This window comes from Brevundimonas sp. SORGH_AS_0993, assembly GCF_030818545.1.
Taxonomy (GTDB): Bacteria; Pseudomonadota; Alphaproteobacteria; order Caulobacterales; family Caulobacteraceae; genus Brevundimonas.
On sequence record NZ_JAUTAH010000001.1, the window covers coordinates 2571093 to 2588601 of the forward strand.

8 protein-coding genes, 3 tRNA genes and 3 rRNA genes are annotated in these 17509 nt (G+C 64.3%); 8 read left to right on the forward strand and 6 right to left on the reverse strand.

What is annotated here, in order from left to right:
- Window positions 1-104: 104 nt before the first annotated feature.
- The 8 genes from QE389_RS12685 to QE389_RS12720 all read left to right on the forward strand — a co-directional run bounded on the left by QE389_RS12685 (window position 105) and on the right by QE389_RS12720 (window position 7242).
- A complete protein-coding gene (locus tag QE389_RS12685) occupies window positions 105-764 on the forward strand; it encodes a rhomboid family intramembrane serine protease (protein ID WP_307367896.1) in 660 nt (219 codons plus the stop codon).
- 94 nt (window positions 765-858) lie between these two features.
- Window positions 859-1284: a CBS domain-containing protein gene (locus QE389_RS12690; RefSeq protein WP_307367899.1), complete on the forward strand. Its 426-nt coding sequence runs from the start codon at window positions 859-861 to the stop codon at window positions 1282-1284.
- Window positions 1285-1917: 633 nt separating this feature from the next.
- Window positions 1918-3378: ribosomal RNA gene (locus QE389_RS12695) — 16S ribosomal RNA — on the forward strand.
- A gap of 200 nt (window positions 3379-3578) precedes the next feature.
- A tRNA-Ile gene (locus QE389_RS12700) sits at window positions 3579-3655 on the forward strand.
- Window positions 3656-3758: 103 nt separating this feature from the next.
- Window positions 3759-3834: transfer RNA gene (locus tag QE389_RS12705), tRNA-Ala, on the forward strand.
- A gap of 264 nt (window positions 3835-4098) precedes the next feature.
- Window positions 4099-6877, forward strand: a 23S ribosomal RNA gene (locus tag QE389_RS12710).
- A gap of 85 nt (window positions 6878-6962) precedes the next feature.
- Window positions 6963-7077, forward strand: a 5S ribosomal RNA gene (rrf, locus tag QE389_RS12715).
- Together the 16S, 23S and 5S rRNA genes with 3 tRNA genes alongside form the textbook arrangement of a ribosomal RNA operon.
- 88 nt (window positions 7078-7165) lie before the next feature.
- A tRNA-Met gene (locus tag QE389_RS12720) sits at window positions 7166-7242 on the forward strand.
- Window positions 7243-7372: 130 nt separating this feature from the next.
- On the opposite strand, the gene QE389_RS12725 is transcribed toward QE389_RS12720, so the two are convergent.
- From QE389_RS12725 to QE389_RS12750, 6 genes are all read right to left on the reverse strand, one after another.
- The gene (locus QE389_RS12725) at window positions 7373-8500 is read right to left on the reverse strand and encodes a P1 family peptidase (RefSeq protein WP_307367902.1); all 1128 of its coding nucleotides are present in this window, start codon (window positions 8498-8500) and stop codon (window positions 7373-7375) included.
- Entirely contained in the window at window positions 8497-10113 is a 1617-nt protein-coding gene (locus QE389_RS12730) for an ABC transporter ATP-binding protein (protein WP_307367905.1), read from the reverse strand. Before QE389_RS12730 ends, QE389_RS12725 begins: the two co-directional genes overlap by 4 nt.
- Window positions 10110-10973, reverse strand: a complete 864-nt coding sequence (locus QE389_RS12735; RefSeq protein ID WP_307367908.1) for an ABC transporter permease — start codon at window positions 10971-10973, stop codon at window positions 10110-10112. Before QE389_RS12735 ends, QE389_RS12730 begins: the two co-directional genes overlap by 4 nt.
- Entirely contained in the window at window positions 10970-13564 is a 2595-nt protein-coding gene (locus QE389_RS12740) for an ABC transporter substrate-binding protein (RefSeq protein ID WP_307367911.1), read from the reverse strand. Before QE389_RS12740 ends, QE389_RS12735 begins: the two co-directional genes overlap by 4 nt.
- Window positions 13565-13631: 67 nt before the next feature.
- Window positions 13632-14951, reverse strand: a complete 1320-nt coding sequence (locus tag QE389_RS12745; protein ID WP_307367913.1) for an aspartate aminotransferase family protein — start codon at window positions 14949-14951, stop codon at window positions 13632-13634.
- A gap of 181 nt (window positions 14952-15132) precedes the next feature.
- Entirely contained in the window at window positions 15133-17370 is a 2238-nt protein-coding gene (locus tag QE389_RS12750) for a TonB-dependent receptor (protein ID WP_307367916.1), read from the reverse strand.
- Window positions 17371-17509: the final 139 nt, after the last annotated feature.

The following is a 17509-nucleotide window of genomic DNA, read 5'->3' on the forward strand; positions in this document are numbered from 1 at the left end:
CGTGCAAGTTCGACACGGATCCAAGACGCGATCCGTCGCCCAAACTGCATTAAGGTTATTAAGAAGCGCTTGATGCGAACGAACGGCTTGTCCACATGGACGCCATGTCCGACGACGACGCCCGATTCGGCGGATCGCCCGCCCGCGAGAGGATGTTCAACGCCCCCCTGGCGGTGATCGTGATCGCCGTGGCCCTCCCGGTGCTGTTCTTTCTTCAGATGCGGCTGCCGGATCTGGGCGCGGGGATGGCCTTCGTCCCGGCGGATCTGCAGCAGGGGGGATGGGGCGGCCTGTTCTCCTATATGTTGATCCACGGCGGGTGGGGCCATGTGCTGATGAACGCCGTCGGCGTCCTGGCCTTCGGAACCCCGGTCGCCCGCCAGTTCGGCCCGCGATACGGGTCCAGCGTCTTCCTGCTGTTCTTCGTCGTCTGCGGGGCGGCGGCGGCCCTGGGCTATGGGTTGATCCACTGGGGATCGACGGCGAGCGTGGGCGGCGCCTCGGGCGCGGTGTTCGGCCTGATCGGGGCGGCGACGCGCCTCCTGGGCGGACACGGCCGGGTGCTGCCGCTGTTGGACCGGCGCGTGGTGACGATGTCGCTGGTCTGGATGGCGGTCAACGCCTTCACGGGCCTGATCGGTTTCGCACCCGGCCTGAACGGCGCGCAGATCGCCTGGGAGGCGCACGCCGTCGGCTTCCTGGTCGGGCTGATCGCCATCGGGCCGCTGGGACGTGTCTTCGGACGTGTCGCCCTGGCCGTTTGATTCCCGCCGCCGGCTGAGCGATCATCGTCGGCGAGCGGCCCTGTCGCCATCCCGGCCCCGCGGTCGTCTCTTCTATCGGAGAGAAGGAGCCGCGATGTTCGTCGCTGAAATCCTCAAGACCAAGGGAAACGCCGTCTTCACCGTGACGCCCGACCTGTCGGTCGCCGGCGCCTGCCGCGAACTGGAGCAACGCCGTGTCGGCGCCCTGGTGGTGTGCGATGGCGACCGGGTGGCCGGCGTCTTCTCCGAACGGGACGTGGTGCGCGCCCTGGCGTCGGAGGGCCCGGCCGCCCTGGGTCGGCCCGTCTCCGCCTATATGACCGAGAAGGTCATAGTCGCCGAACCGCGCGAGCCCATGGCGGCGCTGATGACGCGCATGACCGACCGGCGCATCCGCCACCTGCCGGTGATGGAGAGCGGGCGATTGGTCGGGGTCGTTTCGATCGGCGACGTGGTCAAAGCCCAGATCGCCGAACACGCGCAAGAGGCCGAGAGCCTCAGAACCTATATTGCAGGCTGATCCGGCCGACGGCGACCTCCGTTCAGGGATTCCGGGTCCGTGAGATATTTCATTTCCCTGTCAGAATTTTCTTGCTGGGTGGAAGGGTGGTCCGTATAGAGCCGCCTCGCTCGGAAACGGGCTGGCCGTCGGGGCCGCGGGGGTTCAGATCTCCGGGGTTCCACGGAAGGAAGAAGCGAAAAACTTCTTGCTTTCGTTGGTTGGTTTGGATAGTTTCCGCGCTCCAATCGAATCGCCGACGGGTTTTAGGGGCAAGCCTCGCTTTCCTCCGGTGGTTTCTTGCGGTCTGAAGGGTTCGCTCTTCTCTCCGAAAGATCTCTGAAAAGAGCGGTTGACATGAGGTTCGGCGGTCTCTAAATCGCCGCCTCCGCCGACGACTGAGGCGCTAAACAAGTCGGGCCGCTCTGGCGGTTCTGGTCTTTGACATTGTTGATATGGAAAGAGAAACGCAGGCGGCGGTGTTCTTGCGATGGCCCTTCGAGGTCATCATACGACACTGACTATCTGCGGTCTTTTTGAAAAGATACCATGCGTCGGTCTTTAGATCGATGACGTGGGAACTCGTCAATAGAATACGTAGAACTAATGCCAAGCTCACCACGGTGAGCTTCAAGCTTAGGTCAGAAGTCAACTCAACCTGAGAGTTTGATCCTGGCTCAGAGCGAACGCTGGCGGCAGGCCTAACACATGCAAGTCGAACGAACTCTTCGGAGTTAGTGGCGGACGGGTGAGTAACACGTGGGAACGTGCCTTTAGGTTCGGAATAACTCAGGGAAACTTGTGCTAATACCGAATGTGCCCTTCGGGGGAAAGATTTATCGCCTTTAGAGCGGCCCGCGTCTGATTAGCTAGTTGGTAGTGTAATGGACTACCAAGGCGACGATCAGTAGCTGGTCTGAGAGGATGATCAGCCACATTGGGACTGAGACACGGCCCAAACTCCTACGGGAGGCAGCAGTGGGGAATCTTGCGCAATGGGCGAAAGCCTGACGCAGCCATGCCGCGTGAATGATGAAGGTCTTAGGATTGTAAAATTCTTTCACCGGGGACGATAATGACGGTACCCGGAGAAGAAGCCCCGGCTAACTTCGTGCCAGCAGCCGCGGTAATACGAAGGGGGCTAGCGTTGCTCGGAATTACTGGGCGTAAAGGGAGCGTAGGCGGACATTTAAGTCAGGGGTGAAATCCCGGGGCTCAACCTCGGAATTGCCTTTGATACTGGGTGTCTTGAGTATGAGAGAGGTGTGTGGAACTCCGAGTGTAGAGGTGAAATTCGTAGATATTCGGAAGAACACCAGTGGCGAAGGCGACACACTGGCTCATTACTGACGCTGAGGCTCGAAAGCGTGGGGAGCAAACAGGATTAGATACCCTGGTAGTCCACGCCGTAAACGATGATTGCTAGTTGTCGGGATGCATGCATTTCGGTGACGCAGCTAACGCATTAAGCAATCCGCCTGGGGAGTACGGTCGCAAGATTAAAACTCAAAGGAATTGACGGGGGCCCGCACAAGCGGTGGAGCATGTGGTTTAATTCGAAGCAACGCGCAGAACCTTACCACCTTTTGACATGCCCGGACCGCCACAGAGATGTGGCTTTCCCTTCGGGGACTGGGACACAGGTGCTGCATGGCTGTCGTCAGCTCGTGTCGTGAGATGTTGGGTTAAGTCCCGCAACGAGCGCAACCCTCGCCATTAGTTGCCATCATTTAGTTGGGAACTCTAATGGGACTGCCGGTGCTAAGCCGGAGGAAGGTGGGGATGACGTCAAGTCCTCATGGCCCTTACAGGGTGGGCTACACACGTGCTACAATGGCGACTACAGAGGGTTAATCCTTAAAAGTCGTCTCAGTTCGGATTGTCCTCTGCAACTCGAGGGCATGAAGTTGGAATCGCTAGTAATCGCGGATCAGCATGCCGCGGTGAATACGTTCCCGGGCCTTGTACACACCGCCCGTCACACCATGGGAGTTGGTTCTACCCGAAGGCGCTGCGCTGACCGCAAGGAGGCAGGCGACCACGGTAGGGTCAGCGACTGGGGTGAAGTCGTAACAAGGTAGCCGTAGGGGAACCTGCGGCTGGATCACCTCCTTTCTAAGGATGCTTCTCCAGCCTCTCACGAGGCTATTGAGGCTCCGCATAGCGAAGCGCTTCGCAGCGCTGAGCAAACAATGCGGAACGCCGCCGTCTCCGTTTCTCTTTCCACTTTCGTCATCGACGCCTCGGCCATACGGGTCGTTGCGTGGGTGACGCGATCGCGAGCCTGGGCTTGAACGCCTGGCTGTCGCTGCCATAGGCCCGTAGCTCAGGTGGTTAGAGCGTACGCCTGATAAGCGTAAGGTCGGCAGTTCGAGTCTGCCCGGGCCTACCAGGTCATTCTGGTGGCGCTAACGCAAATACGTCCGCGTATTTGCTGCTTGAGCGCAGCTTGGGTCGCCGACAGCTCTCCTGGGCTGCGCACCGTTCTCTGGAACGGGGCCATAGCTCAGTTGGTAGAGCGCCTGCTTTGCAAGCAGGATGTCGTCGGTTCGACTCCGTCTGGCTCCACCAGGCCGCACCCGCGGCCCTGGATTTGACCCGAGGCTCCGCTTTGAAAGCGGTGGCGCACCCCGCCAAAGCTCGCAGATCGCATCAGGAATTGCCCGTTGGCGCTCGCCAACTGGCATTGACATCGTGAAGGAAGAACTAGACCGGCTCCCCTGAGCTTTTAGGTCGTGTTCGAGAAGAAGACATTGTCTGACAAAAATCAGGCTTGGTCCCCCGGCATCTTTCCAGTCGGGCGGAATAAACCAGGCATGAGTTTTGCTGAGAAACGATCAAACGTTGAAGGGCTTCTGACGGATGCCTTGGCGTAGAGAGGCGATGAAGGACGTGGCAAGCTGCGATAAGAACCGGGGAGGCGCTAGCACCCTTTGATCCGGTTATTTCCGAATGGGGAAACCCACCTTTACAGTCTTCCAACTCTGCTCTTCGGGGTTGAGATTGGCGGATTGTTGAAAGGTATAATGAGCTGAATACATAGGCTTCATTAAGCGAACCCGGGGAACTGAAACATCTCAGTACCCGGAGGAAAGGACATCAACCGAGACTCCCGTAGTAGTGGCGAGCGAACCGGGACCAGGCCAGTGCTCTTGTGAAATAAAGACGAACGATCTGGAAAGGTCGGCCATAGTGGGTGAAAGCCCCGTAGTCATCAAACAGCAAGAGACTCGAGTAGGGCGGGACACGTGAAATCCTGTCTGAACATGGGGGGACCACCCTCCAAGCCTAAGTACTCCTCTACGACCGATAGTGAACAAGTACCGTGAGGGAAAGGTGAAAAGCACCCCGACAAGGGGAGTGAAACAGATCCTGAAATCGGAAGCCTACAAGCAGTCGGAGCCGCCAAGCGCGGTGACGGCGTACCTTTTGTATAATGGGTCAGCGACTTCATGTGTCGAGCAAGCTTAAGCCGTTAGGTGTAGGCGCAGCGAAAGCGAGTCTGAATAGGGCGCTAAGTTCGACGTATGACGACCCGAAACCAGGTGATCTATCCATGAGCAGGTTGAAGGTTAGGTAACACTAACTGGAGGACCGAACCCGTGAATGTTGAAAAATTCTGGGATGACTTGTGGATAGGGGTGAAAGGCCAATCAAACCTGGACATAGCTGGTTCTCCGCGAAATCTATTTAGGTAGAGCGTCCGACGAATTCCTTGGGGGGTAGAGCACTGGATGGTTGCGGGCTGCGCGAGCGGTACCAATACTAACCAAACTCCGAATACCCAAGAGAACTATCGGGCAGACACACGGCGGGTGCTAACGTCCGTCGTGAAAAGGGAAACAACCCTAACCATCATCTAAGGCCCCCAAGTCACGGCTAAGTGGGAAACGATGTGGGATTGCTTTGACAATCAGGAGGTTGGCTTAGAAGCAGCCATCCTTTAAAGAAAGCGTAACAGCTCACTGATCAAGCGATCCTGCGCGGAAAATGTAACGGGGCTCAAGCCGTGCGCCGAAGATATGGGTTTGCAGTTTACTGCAAGCGGTAGCGGAGCGTTCCGTAGGCCGGTGAAGGTCAGGCGTGAGCCTGGCTGGAGGTATCGGAAGTGAGAATGCTGACATGAGTAACGATAAGAGTGTGAGAGACACTCTCGCCGAAAGACCAAGGGTTCCTGCGTAAAGCTAATCTGCGCAGGGTTAGTCGGCCCCTAAGGCGAGGCTGAAAAGCGTAGTCGATGGGAAGCAGGTAAATATTCCTGCACCAGCTGGAAGTGACGGATGGCATAACTCGTACACACTTATTGGATTGTGTGTGCGGGGGCGTTGTCCCAGGAAATAACTCCAGCAGAGACCGTACCCGAAACCGACACAGGTGGTCAGGTAGAGCATACCAAGGCGTTTGAGAGAACTATGCTGAAGGAACTCGGCAAATTGCACGCGTAACTTCGGAATAAGCGTGACTCACCCTGCGCAAGCAGGACTGAGTGGCACAAGCCAGGGGGTAGCGACTGTTTAGCAAAAACACAGGGCTCTGCGAAGCAGCAATGCGACGTATAGGGTCTGACGCCTGCCCGGTGCCTGAAGGTTAAAGGGAGGAGTGAAAGCTCCGAACTGAAGCCCAGGTAAACGGCGGCCGTAACTATAACGGTCCTAAGGTAGCGAAATTCCTTGTCGGGTAAGTTCCGACCTGCACGAATGGCGTAACGACTTCCCCACTGTCTCCAGCATAGGCTCAGTGAAATTGAACTCCCCGTGAAGATGCGGGGTTCCCGCGGTCAGACGGAAAGACCCTATGAACCTTTACTATAGCTTCGCCTTGGCGTTAGCGACCGTATGTGTAGGATAGGTGGGAGACTATGAAACCGGGGCGCCAGCTCTGGTGGAGTCGTCCTTGAAATACCACCCTTACTGTCGTTGACGTCTAACCGAGGACCGTTATCCGGTCCCGGGACATGGCGTGGTGGGTAGTTTGACTGGGGCGGTCGCCTCCCAAAGTGTAACGGAGGCGCGCGATGGTGAGCTCAGAGCGGTCGGAAATCGCTCGTCGAGTGCAATGGCATAAGCTCGCCTGACTGCGAGACTGACAAGTCGAGCAGAGACGAAAGTCGGCCATAGTGATCCGGTGGTCCCGAGTGGAAGGGCCATCGCTCAACGGATAAAAGGTACTCTAGGGATAACAGGCTGATTTTGCCCAAGAGTCCATATCGACGGCAAAGTTTGGCACCTCGATGTCGGCTCATCACATCCTGGGGCTGGAGCAGGTCCCAAGGGTATGGCTGTTCGCCATTTAAAGTGGTACGTGAGCTGGGTTCAGAACGTCGTGAGACAGTTTGGTCCCTATCTGCCGTGGGTGTTCGAAGCTTGAGAGGATCTGTCCCTAGTACGAGAGGACCGGGATGGACATACCTCTGGTGTACCTGTCATGGCGCCAGCTGTGCAGCAGGGTAGCTAAGTATGGAATAGATAACCGCTGAAAGCATCTAAGCGGGAAACTAACCTCAAAACAAGGCTTCGCTGAGGATCGTGGAAGACTACCACGTTGATAGGCCAGGTGTGGAAGTGGGGCGACCCATGAAGCTTACTGGTACTAATAATCCGATCGGTTTGATCGTTTCTCAGCAAAACTCATTCGATGATCGTTCAGACCCGAACGATCCAGACAATGTCTTCTCTTCATTCCGCTGTCCGCCTCGTTGACCTGGTGGCTATGTCGGAGGTTCCCCACCCGATCCCATTCCGAACTCGGTCGTTAAGCCCTCCAGAGCCAATGGTACTTCGTCTTAAGGCGCGGGAGAGTAGGTCGCCGCCGGGTCTACCAGGCGGACAACGAAATGAAGACCAATACAGCCGATACACTCGGCCTTCTCGAACGCACTCTTCCTTCCGATCCACCCCTTCGACGCGGGATGGAGCAGCCCGGTAGCTCGTCAGGCTCATAACCTGAAGGTCGCAGGTTCAAATCCTGCTCCCGCACCCACCGACACCGACACCCCCGCCGCGTAAGCGACGGGGGTGTCGACGTTTCTGGACCACACACAGTCCAGAAACGTCAGCAACAACCGCGCTTCGCCCAGGCCCCTCGCCGCGAAATCGACACGCTGAAAAATCTAGACCGACAGCTCTCGCCAGGTCTTGCCGGCGGCGCCCTGATAGTTGGTGGCGTGATAGACGCCGCGCGCCACGGCGCGGGCCAGGACGTCGGCGGCGACGTTGCCCAACTGGGCAACCGCGACCTGGCGCAGCGCCGGGTTGTCAATCTGTTTCTTGCCGGTGGACAGGCAGAACAGGGTGTCGCCGTCGAAGGGGGCGTGGCTGGGGCGAATGGCGCGGGCCATGCCGTCCTGGGCCATGATGGCCATGCGCTGGCATTCCACCCGCGTCAGGGCCACGTCGGTGGCGATGCAGGCGATGGTCGTGTTCTCGCGCGGGCGCGCGCGGAACTTGGACAGACCCCAGTCCTCGGCCGAGGCGTGAAGACCCACGGCGCCCAGGCCGCCGAACTCGTCGCCGATCTCATAGGGGGCGGCCCAGAAGGTCTTGCCGCCGGGCGCGACGACCGAGCCGACGCTGTTGACCGCGACGATGGCGCCGACCGTCCAGCCCGCCTCCATCACCGCCGAGGCCGAGCCGATCCCGCCCTTCAGCGCCCCGGCCTCGGCGCCATAGCCGGCGCCGGCCGTGCCCAGGTCGAAGCGGTCGCCGGCGGCTTCCAGCGCCTGGACCGACAGTCGGCGATAGGGCGGCTCCATCCCCCACTGCTTGTTCCCGCCATTGGCCAGATCGTAGAGGCAGGCGGTCGGGATGATGGGCGAGGGCGGCACGCCCGGCGCCCCGCCCATGCCATAGCCGCGCCCGCGCATCCCCATCCAGGCGGCGACGCTGTCGGCCGACCCCAGCCCATAGACCGAGCCGCCCGACAGGATGATGGCGTCCACCTCCTGCACCAGGTTCTCGGGCCGCAGCACGTCGGTCTCGCGTCCGGCGGGGCCGCCGCCGCGCACGTCGACGGCGGCGGTGGCCGGCTTTTCGGCCAGGATGACGGTGACGCCGGTGCGCACGTCGGCGTCGTGGGCCTGGCCGACCTGTAGGCCCTCCACATCGGTGATCAGGTTCAGCGGCCCGGTGCGGCCCGAGGCGCGGGCGGCGGCTTGAGCGGCCGGCTTGGCGCTCGCGGCGCCGGCGGCGGAGGCTGCGGCGCCGATCAGGGCCGAGCCGAGGACGGTTCTGCGGTTCATCGGGCGGTTTCCTTTTCCAGGACGGGATTGCGGACCAGATCCGGCGTCGCCGCCAGAAGCTTCTGCGTATAGGGGTGGGCCGGGGCGGCGAAGACGGCGGCGGTCTGGCCCTGTTCGACGATCCTGCCGCCCTGCATGACCAGGAGGCGATCCGTGACGCTTCGGACCACGCCGAGGTCATGGGTGACGAAGAGGTAGGACAGGCCGAGACGATCCGACAGGTCGGCCAGCAGGTCCAGCACCTGGGCCCGGACAGAAACGTCCAGGGCCGACACCGCCTCGTCCAGACAGATGACCGAGGGTTCGGTGATCAGGGCGCGGGCGATGGCGATGCGCTGGCGCTGGCCGCCCGAGAACTCGTGTGGATAGCGGTCGGCGGCGCCGCTGGCCAGGCCGACGCGCTCCAGCATTTCGTCGATGCGGCGGCGGGCCTCTGCGGGGTCGGGCCTTACGTCCAGCAGGTGGAAGTTTTCGGCGACCAGATCGCGGACCTTCCAGCGCGGGTCGAAACTGCCGTAGGGGTCCTGGAACACCACCTGAATGTCGCGGCGGATGGCCTTCCGCGCGGCGCCGCGCGCGGCGGTGATGTCGCGGCCCTTGACCCGGACGCGGCCGGCCTGGGGCGGTTCCAGCGCCAGGATGGCGCGCAGAAGGGTGGACTTGCCGCAGCCGCTTTCGCCCACCAGTCCGACGCTCTCGCCCGGCTGGATCGACAGGCTGACGTCGTCGACGGCGCGGAAGGTTCTGGACTTGCCGAACAGGGCGGGCGCGCCGCCGTAATCGCGCACCAGGCCCTGGACCTCCAGCACGGGGGCGGCGTCGGCCTGAGGCCGGCTGCGGCGCACCGGCGCGTGGGTCGCATTGGCCAGCAGGCGTTGCGAGTAGGGATGGGTCATGCCCGTGCGGATGCGGCCGACCGGCGCTTCCTCGACCACCTCGCCGTCCTTCATCACCGCCAGACGGTCGCAGGTCTCGGCCACCACGGCCAGGTCGTGGGTGATGAGGATCAGGCCCATGCCGTCCTCGCGCACCAGCCGTTTCAACAGGTCCAGCACCTGGGCCTGGGTGGTGACGTCCAGAGCCGTCGTCGCTTCGTCCGCGATCAGCAGTTTCGGCGTTAGGGCGATGGCGATGGCGATGGCGACGCGCTGCCTCTGGCCGCCCGACAGCTCGTGCGGATAGCGGGTCAGGGGGAAGCGGTCGGCGGGCAGGCCGACGCGGTCCAGCACCGAACGGGCCACGGCCAGGGCCGCCTTGCGCGACACCTTCCTGTGCAGGCGCACCGTCTCGGCGACCTGATCGCCGATGGTCATGACGGGGTTCAGGGCCGTCATCGGCTCTTGAAACACGATGCCGACCTCGCGGCCGCGCATCTGCTGCATCAGGGCGTCGGGGGCGTTGGAGATCGCCCGGCCGTTCAGGCGGATGTCGCCGGTCAGGGTCGCGCGCGGCGGCGTCAGGCCCAGCACGGCCAGGGCCGTCATCGACTTGCCCGATCCGCTTTCGCCGACCAGGCCCAGGATCTCGCCGGGGGCGACGGACAGCGAAACCCCTTTCAGGATCGGCGTCTGGCCGATGGTCAGGTTCAGGTCGCGGATGTCGAGGACGCTCATGCGCGACGCTCCCGCCGCACGCGGGGATCGAACAGGTCGCGCAGGCCGTCGCCGGTCAGGCTGAGGCCCAGCACGGTCACGAAGATGGCCAGTCCCGGCATGACGGCCAGCCACGGCGCGAAGCCGATCAGGGTCTGGGCCTCGGCCAGCATCCGGCCCCAACTGGGCGCCGGCGGCTGGGCGCCCAGGCCGACATAGGACAGGCCCGCCTCGGCCACGATGCCGACGGCGAACTGTATGGCCGCCTGGACGATCAGCAGGCTCATCAGATTGGGCAGGATGTGCTGGACCGAGATCAGCGCCCTGGACTTGCCGGCCGTGCGGGCCGCCAGGACATATTCGCGGGTCCACAATCCTTGCGCCGCGCCGCGCGCCACGCGGGTGAAGACCGGAATGTTGAAGACGCCGATGGCGATGATCGCATTGATCGCGCCCGGCCCCATGACGGCGGTGATCATGACCGCCAGCAACAGTGCGGGGAAGGCGAAGATCAGGTCGTTGCCGCGCATCACCAGCTCGTCGATCCAACCGCCGCGCGCCGCCGCCAGAAGACCCAGCGGCGTGCCGACGCCCGCGCCGACGCCGACCGCGACCAAGGCGACGATCAGGGAGTTCCGCGCGCCCGCCATGATCATCGACAGGACGTCGCGGCCGAAATGGTCGGTCCCCATCCAGTGGGCGGCGGACGGCGCGCTCAGCTTGGCGGCGATGTCCACCGCCGCCGGATCGTAGGGAGTCCAGACCAGGGCCGTCAGGGCGGTGGCGATCACCGACGCCGTCAGGATCAGGCCGACGACCAGCGACAGGGGCCAGCGGGCGCGCGTCGGGATCGAGGGGGGAAGGGCGACGACCTGGGTCATGCGCGACGCCCCCTCAGGCGCGGATCGGCGAACAGATAGGCCAGGTCGATCAGGAAGCTGACCAGGACCACGGCGAAGACCAGCACCACCACCACGCCCTGCACCACGATCAGGTCGCGCTGGGTGATGGCCTGAAAGACCAGACGCCCCAGGCCGGGCAGGGAGAAGACGTTCTCGATGATGATGCCGCCGGCCAGAAGGAAGGGGAACTGAAGGCCCAGGATGGTCAGGACCGGAATCCAGGCGTTCCTGAGCGCATGCCGCCACAGGGCCTGATTGACGCTGAGACCCTTGGCGCGGGCGGTGCGGACATAGTCCTCGTTCATCGTGTCCAGAAGGGCGGTCCTCAACACGCGGGCCAGGATGGCGGCCTGGGGCGCGGCGAGCGCCACGGCCGGCAGGATCAGGGCCTTGAAGGCGGGCCACAAGCCGCCGCTCCAGCCCGGAAAGCCGCCCGCCGAGAACCAGCCCAGGTTCACCGAGAACAGCAGGATCAGCAGCATGGCGATCCAGAAGTTGGGCAGGGCGACGCCCATCTGGGTCAGGCCGATCAGTCCGGTGTCGACCGCCGTGCCGCGACGGCTGGCGGCGGCGACGCCTATGGGCAGGGCGACCAGAAGGGACAGGACGGTGGCCATCAGGGCCAGGGGGGCGGAGACGGCCAGACGCTCGGCGATCAGCCCGCCGACCGGCACCTGATAGGTGTAGCTGGTCCCGAAGCGGCCGGTCAGCAGATCGCCGAGCCAGGCCAGGTAGCGTTCGAGGCCCGAGCCCTCCAGCCCCATCTGCTGGCGCAGGGCGGCGATGCTTTCCGGGCTGGCGTTCAACCCCATCATATAGCTGGCCGGATCGCCCGGCACGACCTGGAGCAACAGGAAGATCACGACCGTCGCCGCCAGCAGGGTCAGGGCATGGCCGCCCAGCTTCCTCGCCAGCCAGACCGCGCCGAACCGCCAGCCGACGAAGGCCAGAAGGGCGGCGCCCGCGATCAGGCCGATCCAGCCCCAGGGCAAGGTGGCGCCGTTACGTCCACTCGTCGCTTCACCCGCTGGTCCCGACCCTTCCCAATAGGCGCCGGTCACGTCGTTGGCGGCGATGGGGGCGTTGATCCATAGGCCGTTCAGACCGGCCTTCCACACCCCGATGCGCGACGACTGGAACAGGAAGCCGTTGACCGCGTCCTCGGCGATGCGGCGTTGCAGGTCGCCCAGCAGGCGGGTGCGCGTCGCCTCGTCCGGCGCAGCCTGAACCTGTTTCAACAGGGCGTCGAACGCAGGGCTGTCATAGCCGAAATAATAGTCCTTCCGGCCATAGATGTCGTAGTCCATCGGCTCGACGTGTTCGACGATGGTCAGGTCGAACTGGCGGCGTTTGAACACCTGATCCAGCCACTGGGCCCATTCCAGATTCTCGATCTTCGCGCGGATGCCCGCCTGGGCCAGTTGCGAGACCAGCACCTCGCCGCTGCGCCGGGCGTAGGGGCGGGGCGGCAAACGCAGGGTCACGTCGATCCCGTTGGGATGACCCGCCTCGGCCAGCAGGGCGCGCGCCCTGGCCGGGTCGTGCGGATAGAGGCCGGTCAGGTCGACATAGCCCGGCGCCTGACGCGAATAGTGGCTGCCGATCGGCTCGCCGAAGCCGAACATGGCCCCCTGGATCAGGGCGTCGCGGTCGATGGCGTAGGACAGGGCGCGACGCACCCGCACGTCGTTGAACGGCGCCCTGGCGTTGTTGATCCCCAGGATGACCTTGCCCTCGGACGCGCCGACCACGACGCGGAAACGCGGATCGCGCTGGAACTGGGCGGCGTTCTCGGGCGCGGGATAGTTGGGGAAGGCGTCCACGTCCCCGGCGCTGACGGCGGCGAAGGCGGCGGTCGGGTCGCCGATGAAGCGGAAGACGACGGTGTTCAGCCGGGGCGGCGTTCCCCAATAGCCGTCGCGGCGCACCAGGGTCAGCTGGCTGCCGCGCTGCCAGCCTTGCAGGCGGAACGGGCCGGTGCCGACCGGAGCGACGGCCTCGGTCGCGGCGCTCTTGGGCGACACCATCACCGCATCGCCCCAGGCCAGGACATAGGGCAGGGTCGCCATCGGTCGGGACAGATGGATGCGAAGGGTCGCCGGATCGACGACCTCCACCCGCTGGATCGGGGCGAACAGGGCCTTCTGCGCATTGGTTGAGCCGGGCGCGGTGATGCGGTCCAGGCTGAATTTGGCGACCGAGGCGTCGAAGGGCGATCCGTCGGAGAAGGTCACGCCGCGCCGCAGGTGGAAGGTCCAGGTCAGGCCGTCGGGCGACGCCTCCCAGCTTTCGGCCAGAAGCGGGGCGACCGCGCCGTTCTGCGTCAGTTTTGTCAAGCCCTCGAAGACGTTGGCGTAAACCACCTCGTCCACCGCCGCCGCCGCGCCCGAGGTGGGGTCCAGGTTGGGCGGCTCCAGCGGCAGGCCCAGCACCAGCCGATCACCAGAAGTTCGGGGGGGCGCCTGAGCCTGAACGGCGGCGGGCAGGGCGGTCAGGCCCAGCAGCAGGGCGGCCGCCAGAACGGCGCGGCTGAACCGGCTCCACACCCTATCTGCCGATCCGCGCCTCACGTCGTGCCGTCTCCTCTTCGCCGATGGTGCAGCATCGCCCAAATCGCGCGCGCCGTCAGGCTGTGTTTCAGGGTGTTGTCTTGATCAGATCGGCCAGGCCGCTGACCAGTTCGTCGATCTGGGCCTTGTCGATGATCAGCGGCGGCGACAGGGCGATGACGTCGCCCGTCACCCGGATCAGCAGGCCGGTATCGAAGGCGCGGTGGAAAACCTCGGTCGCGCGGGCGCCCGGCGTCTCGGGCCGGGGGGCCAGCTCGACGGCGGCGACAAGGCCCAGATTGCGCACGTCGATGACGTTGGGCAGGCCCTTCAGACTGTGGACCGCCTCTTCCCAATAGTCGCCCAGATCGTGCGCCCGGTCGTACAGCCCCTCGGCCTCATAGACGTCCAGGGTCGCCAGGGCGGCGGCGGCTGCCAGCGGATGGCCGGAATAGGTGTAGCCGTGGAAGAGCTCGATCCCCGGTCCGGCCGCGCCGTTCACCACGGCGTCGTAGATGCCCTTGCGAACCCCGACGGCCCCCATCGGCACCGCCCCGTTGGTCAACCCCTTGGCGCAGGTCATCAGGTCGGGGGTGACGCCCAGCGTCTCGGCCGCCGTCACGCCGCCCACGCGGCCGAAGCCGGTGATGACCTCGTCGAAGATCAGCAGGATGTCGTGGCGCGCCGTGATCTCGCGCAGACGCTCCAGATAGCCGACCGGCGGCACGATGACCCCGGCCGAACCCGACAGGGGCTCCACGATGACGGCGGCGATGGTCTCGGCGCCGTGCTGGTCGATCAGGATTTCCAGCTCGTCGGCCAGGTGGGCGCCCCAGGCGGGCTGCCCGCGCGAGAAGGCGGCCTCTTCCAGGTTCAGCGTGTGGGGCAGGTGATCGACGCCCGGCAGGGTCAGGAAGCCGCGTTTGTTGTTCTCCAGCCCGCCTACGGAAATGCCGCCGAAGCCGACGCCGTGATAGCCCTTCTGGCGGCCGATCAGGCGCGTGCGGTTCTCGAAGCCGCGCGACCGTTGATAGGCCAGGGCGATCTTCAAGGCGCTGTCCACGGCTTCCGAACCCGAGCCGGCGAAGAAGACGTGGTCGATGTCGGCGGGAAAGAGCAGGCCCAGACGCGCCGCCAGTTCGAACACCAGCGGATGGCCCAGCTGGAAGGTGGGGGCGTAGTCCAGCACCTCGGCCTGGCGCTGGATCGCCTCGACGATGGGCTTTCGCGCATGGCCGGCGTTGACGCACCAAAGACCCGCCGTCCCGTCCAGGATGCGGCGGCCGTCGGGCGTGAAATAGTGCATGTCCCTGGCTGAGGCCAGCAACCTGGGGTGCGCCTTGAAGCTGCGGTTCGCGGTGAACGGCATCCAGAAGGGATCGAGGTCGTTGGCGGCCTGGGGTGTCATGCGGTGGTCCTTTCGCGGCGACCAATAGCGGATGAAAGGCCGGCGAAGGAAAGCCTGTTATTCCGTTGCTTCAACATGTTGAAAAGATTGGTCCCCGGTCGCGTTCCGATCAGGATTTCGGGCGTGACGATCAGGGCTGAGACGGGCGGTGCGACGCGGGGCCGCACCGCCCGACCGGGCCTCAATAGGCCAGGCTCAGACGCACGCCGATGGTGCGCGGACGGCCCGGCTGGGCGATGTCGGCGGTTGTGAAGAAGTTGCGCGTCAGGTCGTATTCCTGATCGAACAGGTTGCGCGCCCAGAAGGCGACCGACCAGTTGGCGTTTTCCGGACCCACGGTCACGCTGGCGTTGGCCAGCCAGTAGGCGGGCACGTCGTATTTCGCCCCCAGCCACGACGGATATTCGTCCCGATAGCTGTAGTTGGTTTCGGCCGTTACGGCGAAACCATCGACCGACCAGTCGTAGCTGATCGAGCCGGCATAGGACCAGGCGGGGAACAGGATGGGGTCGCCCGACTTGTCGACATAGACCGCGCGGCCGGCCAGGCGGGAGGCCGGGACGTCCATGGCCTCGTACTCGTCGTACTCGCCCTTCTTGTAGCTGAGCGACTGGCTGATCCGCAGGCCGGCGACGGGCCGCAGCACCGCCTCCAGCTCGGCGCCCCAGATGTGCGAGGACGGCACATTGGCGAACCGGCCGACCGGACCGTTCTGGCCCCAGACCGCCGACAGCACCTGCTGGTCGGTGTATTTATAGAAATAGGCCGCGCCGTTCAGTTGCAGCGCGCGCGACGGATCGGCCTTGAACCCGACCTCGTAGGCCCACAGGATTTCCGGGTTGAACGGCTGGATGCCGCTGCGGTCGCCGGTGTTGTAGGTGGTGAAGCCGCCCGACTTGGCGCCCCGGCTGGCCGAACCGTAGATCAGCAGATTGTCGGCCGGCTTGAACTCCAGCGCGGCCTTGCCGGTCAGGGGCGTCATCTTGGTTTCGACCGTGGTGGGCGGCAGGGCCGTTGCGCCGCCGAAGGCCGAGCCGAAGCCCTGAAGCGCGCGCGTTTCTTCCTCGTACCGCAGGCCCAGGATGGCCTTCAACTGATCGGTGATGGCGTATTCGCCTTGGCCGAACACGCTCCACGACTTGACCGACTGGTCGTAAGTGACCTGGGCGTAGGTGCCGTAGATGTCGATGAAGTCCGAGAAATAGCGCTCGTTCAAATCCTGTTTGGACGCATAGAAGCCCGCCACCCAGGTCAGCGGCCCGTCGCCGTCCGAGGCCAGGCGCAGTTCCTGCGAGCTGACGTCCACGTCGCTGCCGAAGAAGGTGTCGGCCTCGACCGAGGGGCTGGAATCCCAGTCGCCGTATTCGCTGCGCTTCAGCGTCTCATAGCTGGTGATGCTGGTCAGGGTCATGCCGTTCAACGCCCAGTTGGCGTTCAGCGACGTGCCCCAGGACGAGTTGTCGCGACCGGGCTTGGCGTCCGGGCTGCGGCCGATGGAGGCGGCGAAGCGGGGCGAGATGCCCCAGCCGGTCTTGGAGTGGTCCCGGTCGGCGGGAATACGGCGGCTGCCCGTGCGCCCGCCGCGCGTCACCAGGTCGCTGAGCAGATACAGGCCCTGGTTCTCGGACTTGTCGATCCCGCCATGCACGTCCAGCAACAGGGACAGGTTTTCGGTCGGGTCCCAGGCTATCAGGGCGCGCGCGCCGGTGCGGTCGGCGTCGCCCAGGCTCTGGCCCGTGTCGCGATTGCGCTGCCAGGCGCCGCCCTGCTCGGTCGAGACGGCCAGGCGACCGCGCAGACCCCCGCCGATCGGACCCGAGACATAGCCCTCGGCCCGGAACTGCTCGAAGGTTCCCCATTCGGTCATCAGGCCGGCGGCCAGGTCCTCGGTCGGCCGTTTGGTCACGAAGCTGATGGCGCCGCCGGTGGTGTTGCGGCCGTACAGCGTGCCCTGCGGCCCGCGCAGCACCTCGACCCGGTCGATGTCGAAGATCAGGCCCTGGGTCATGACCGGGACCGGATAGGCGACCTCGTTCACATAGACGCCGACGGTGGGCGAGTTGTTGGAGGCGTAGTCCTGAAAGCCCACGCCGCGCATGCGGAACTGGGCCGCGCCGCCGCCGAAGGCCGGTTCAACCTCCAGGTTCGGGGTGACGTTCTGAAGCTGGTTGACGTTGGTGACGCCCTGTTTGGTCAGGGTCTCGCCGCTGAGGACGCTGAGCGCGATGCCGACGTCCTGGGCCGCCTGTTCGCGGCGCTGGGCGGTGACGATGACGTCGTCCACCCGGTCGGCGCGCTCGGCCTCTTGCGGTTTGGACTGGGCCTGAGCCTGGGTCTGGGCCTGGGCGCCGGACGCCAGGCCGACAGACATCAGGGCGGCGAGCGCCCCGGCGGATACGCTGACCAAAAGACGATTCATCGTCCACATCCCCTCTAAGGCCGCGGGATCGTTCTGAGCGATCTTGCGCCGCCGATCAGCGAGACTTACGGGGCCCGCCGTCCCTGTTGGCGCCCTGGATCGAACCCTGCGGCCCTGGCCGCCAAGCCCCCGTTCCATC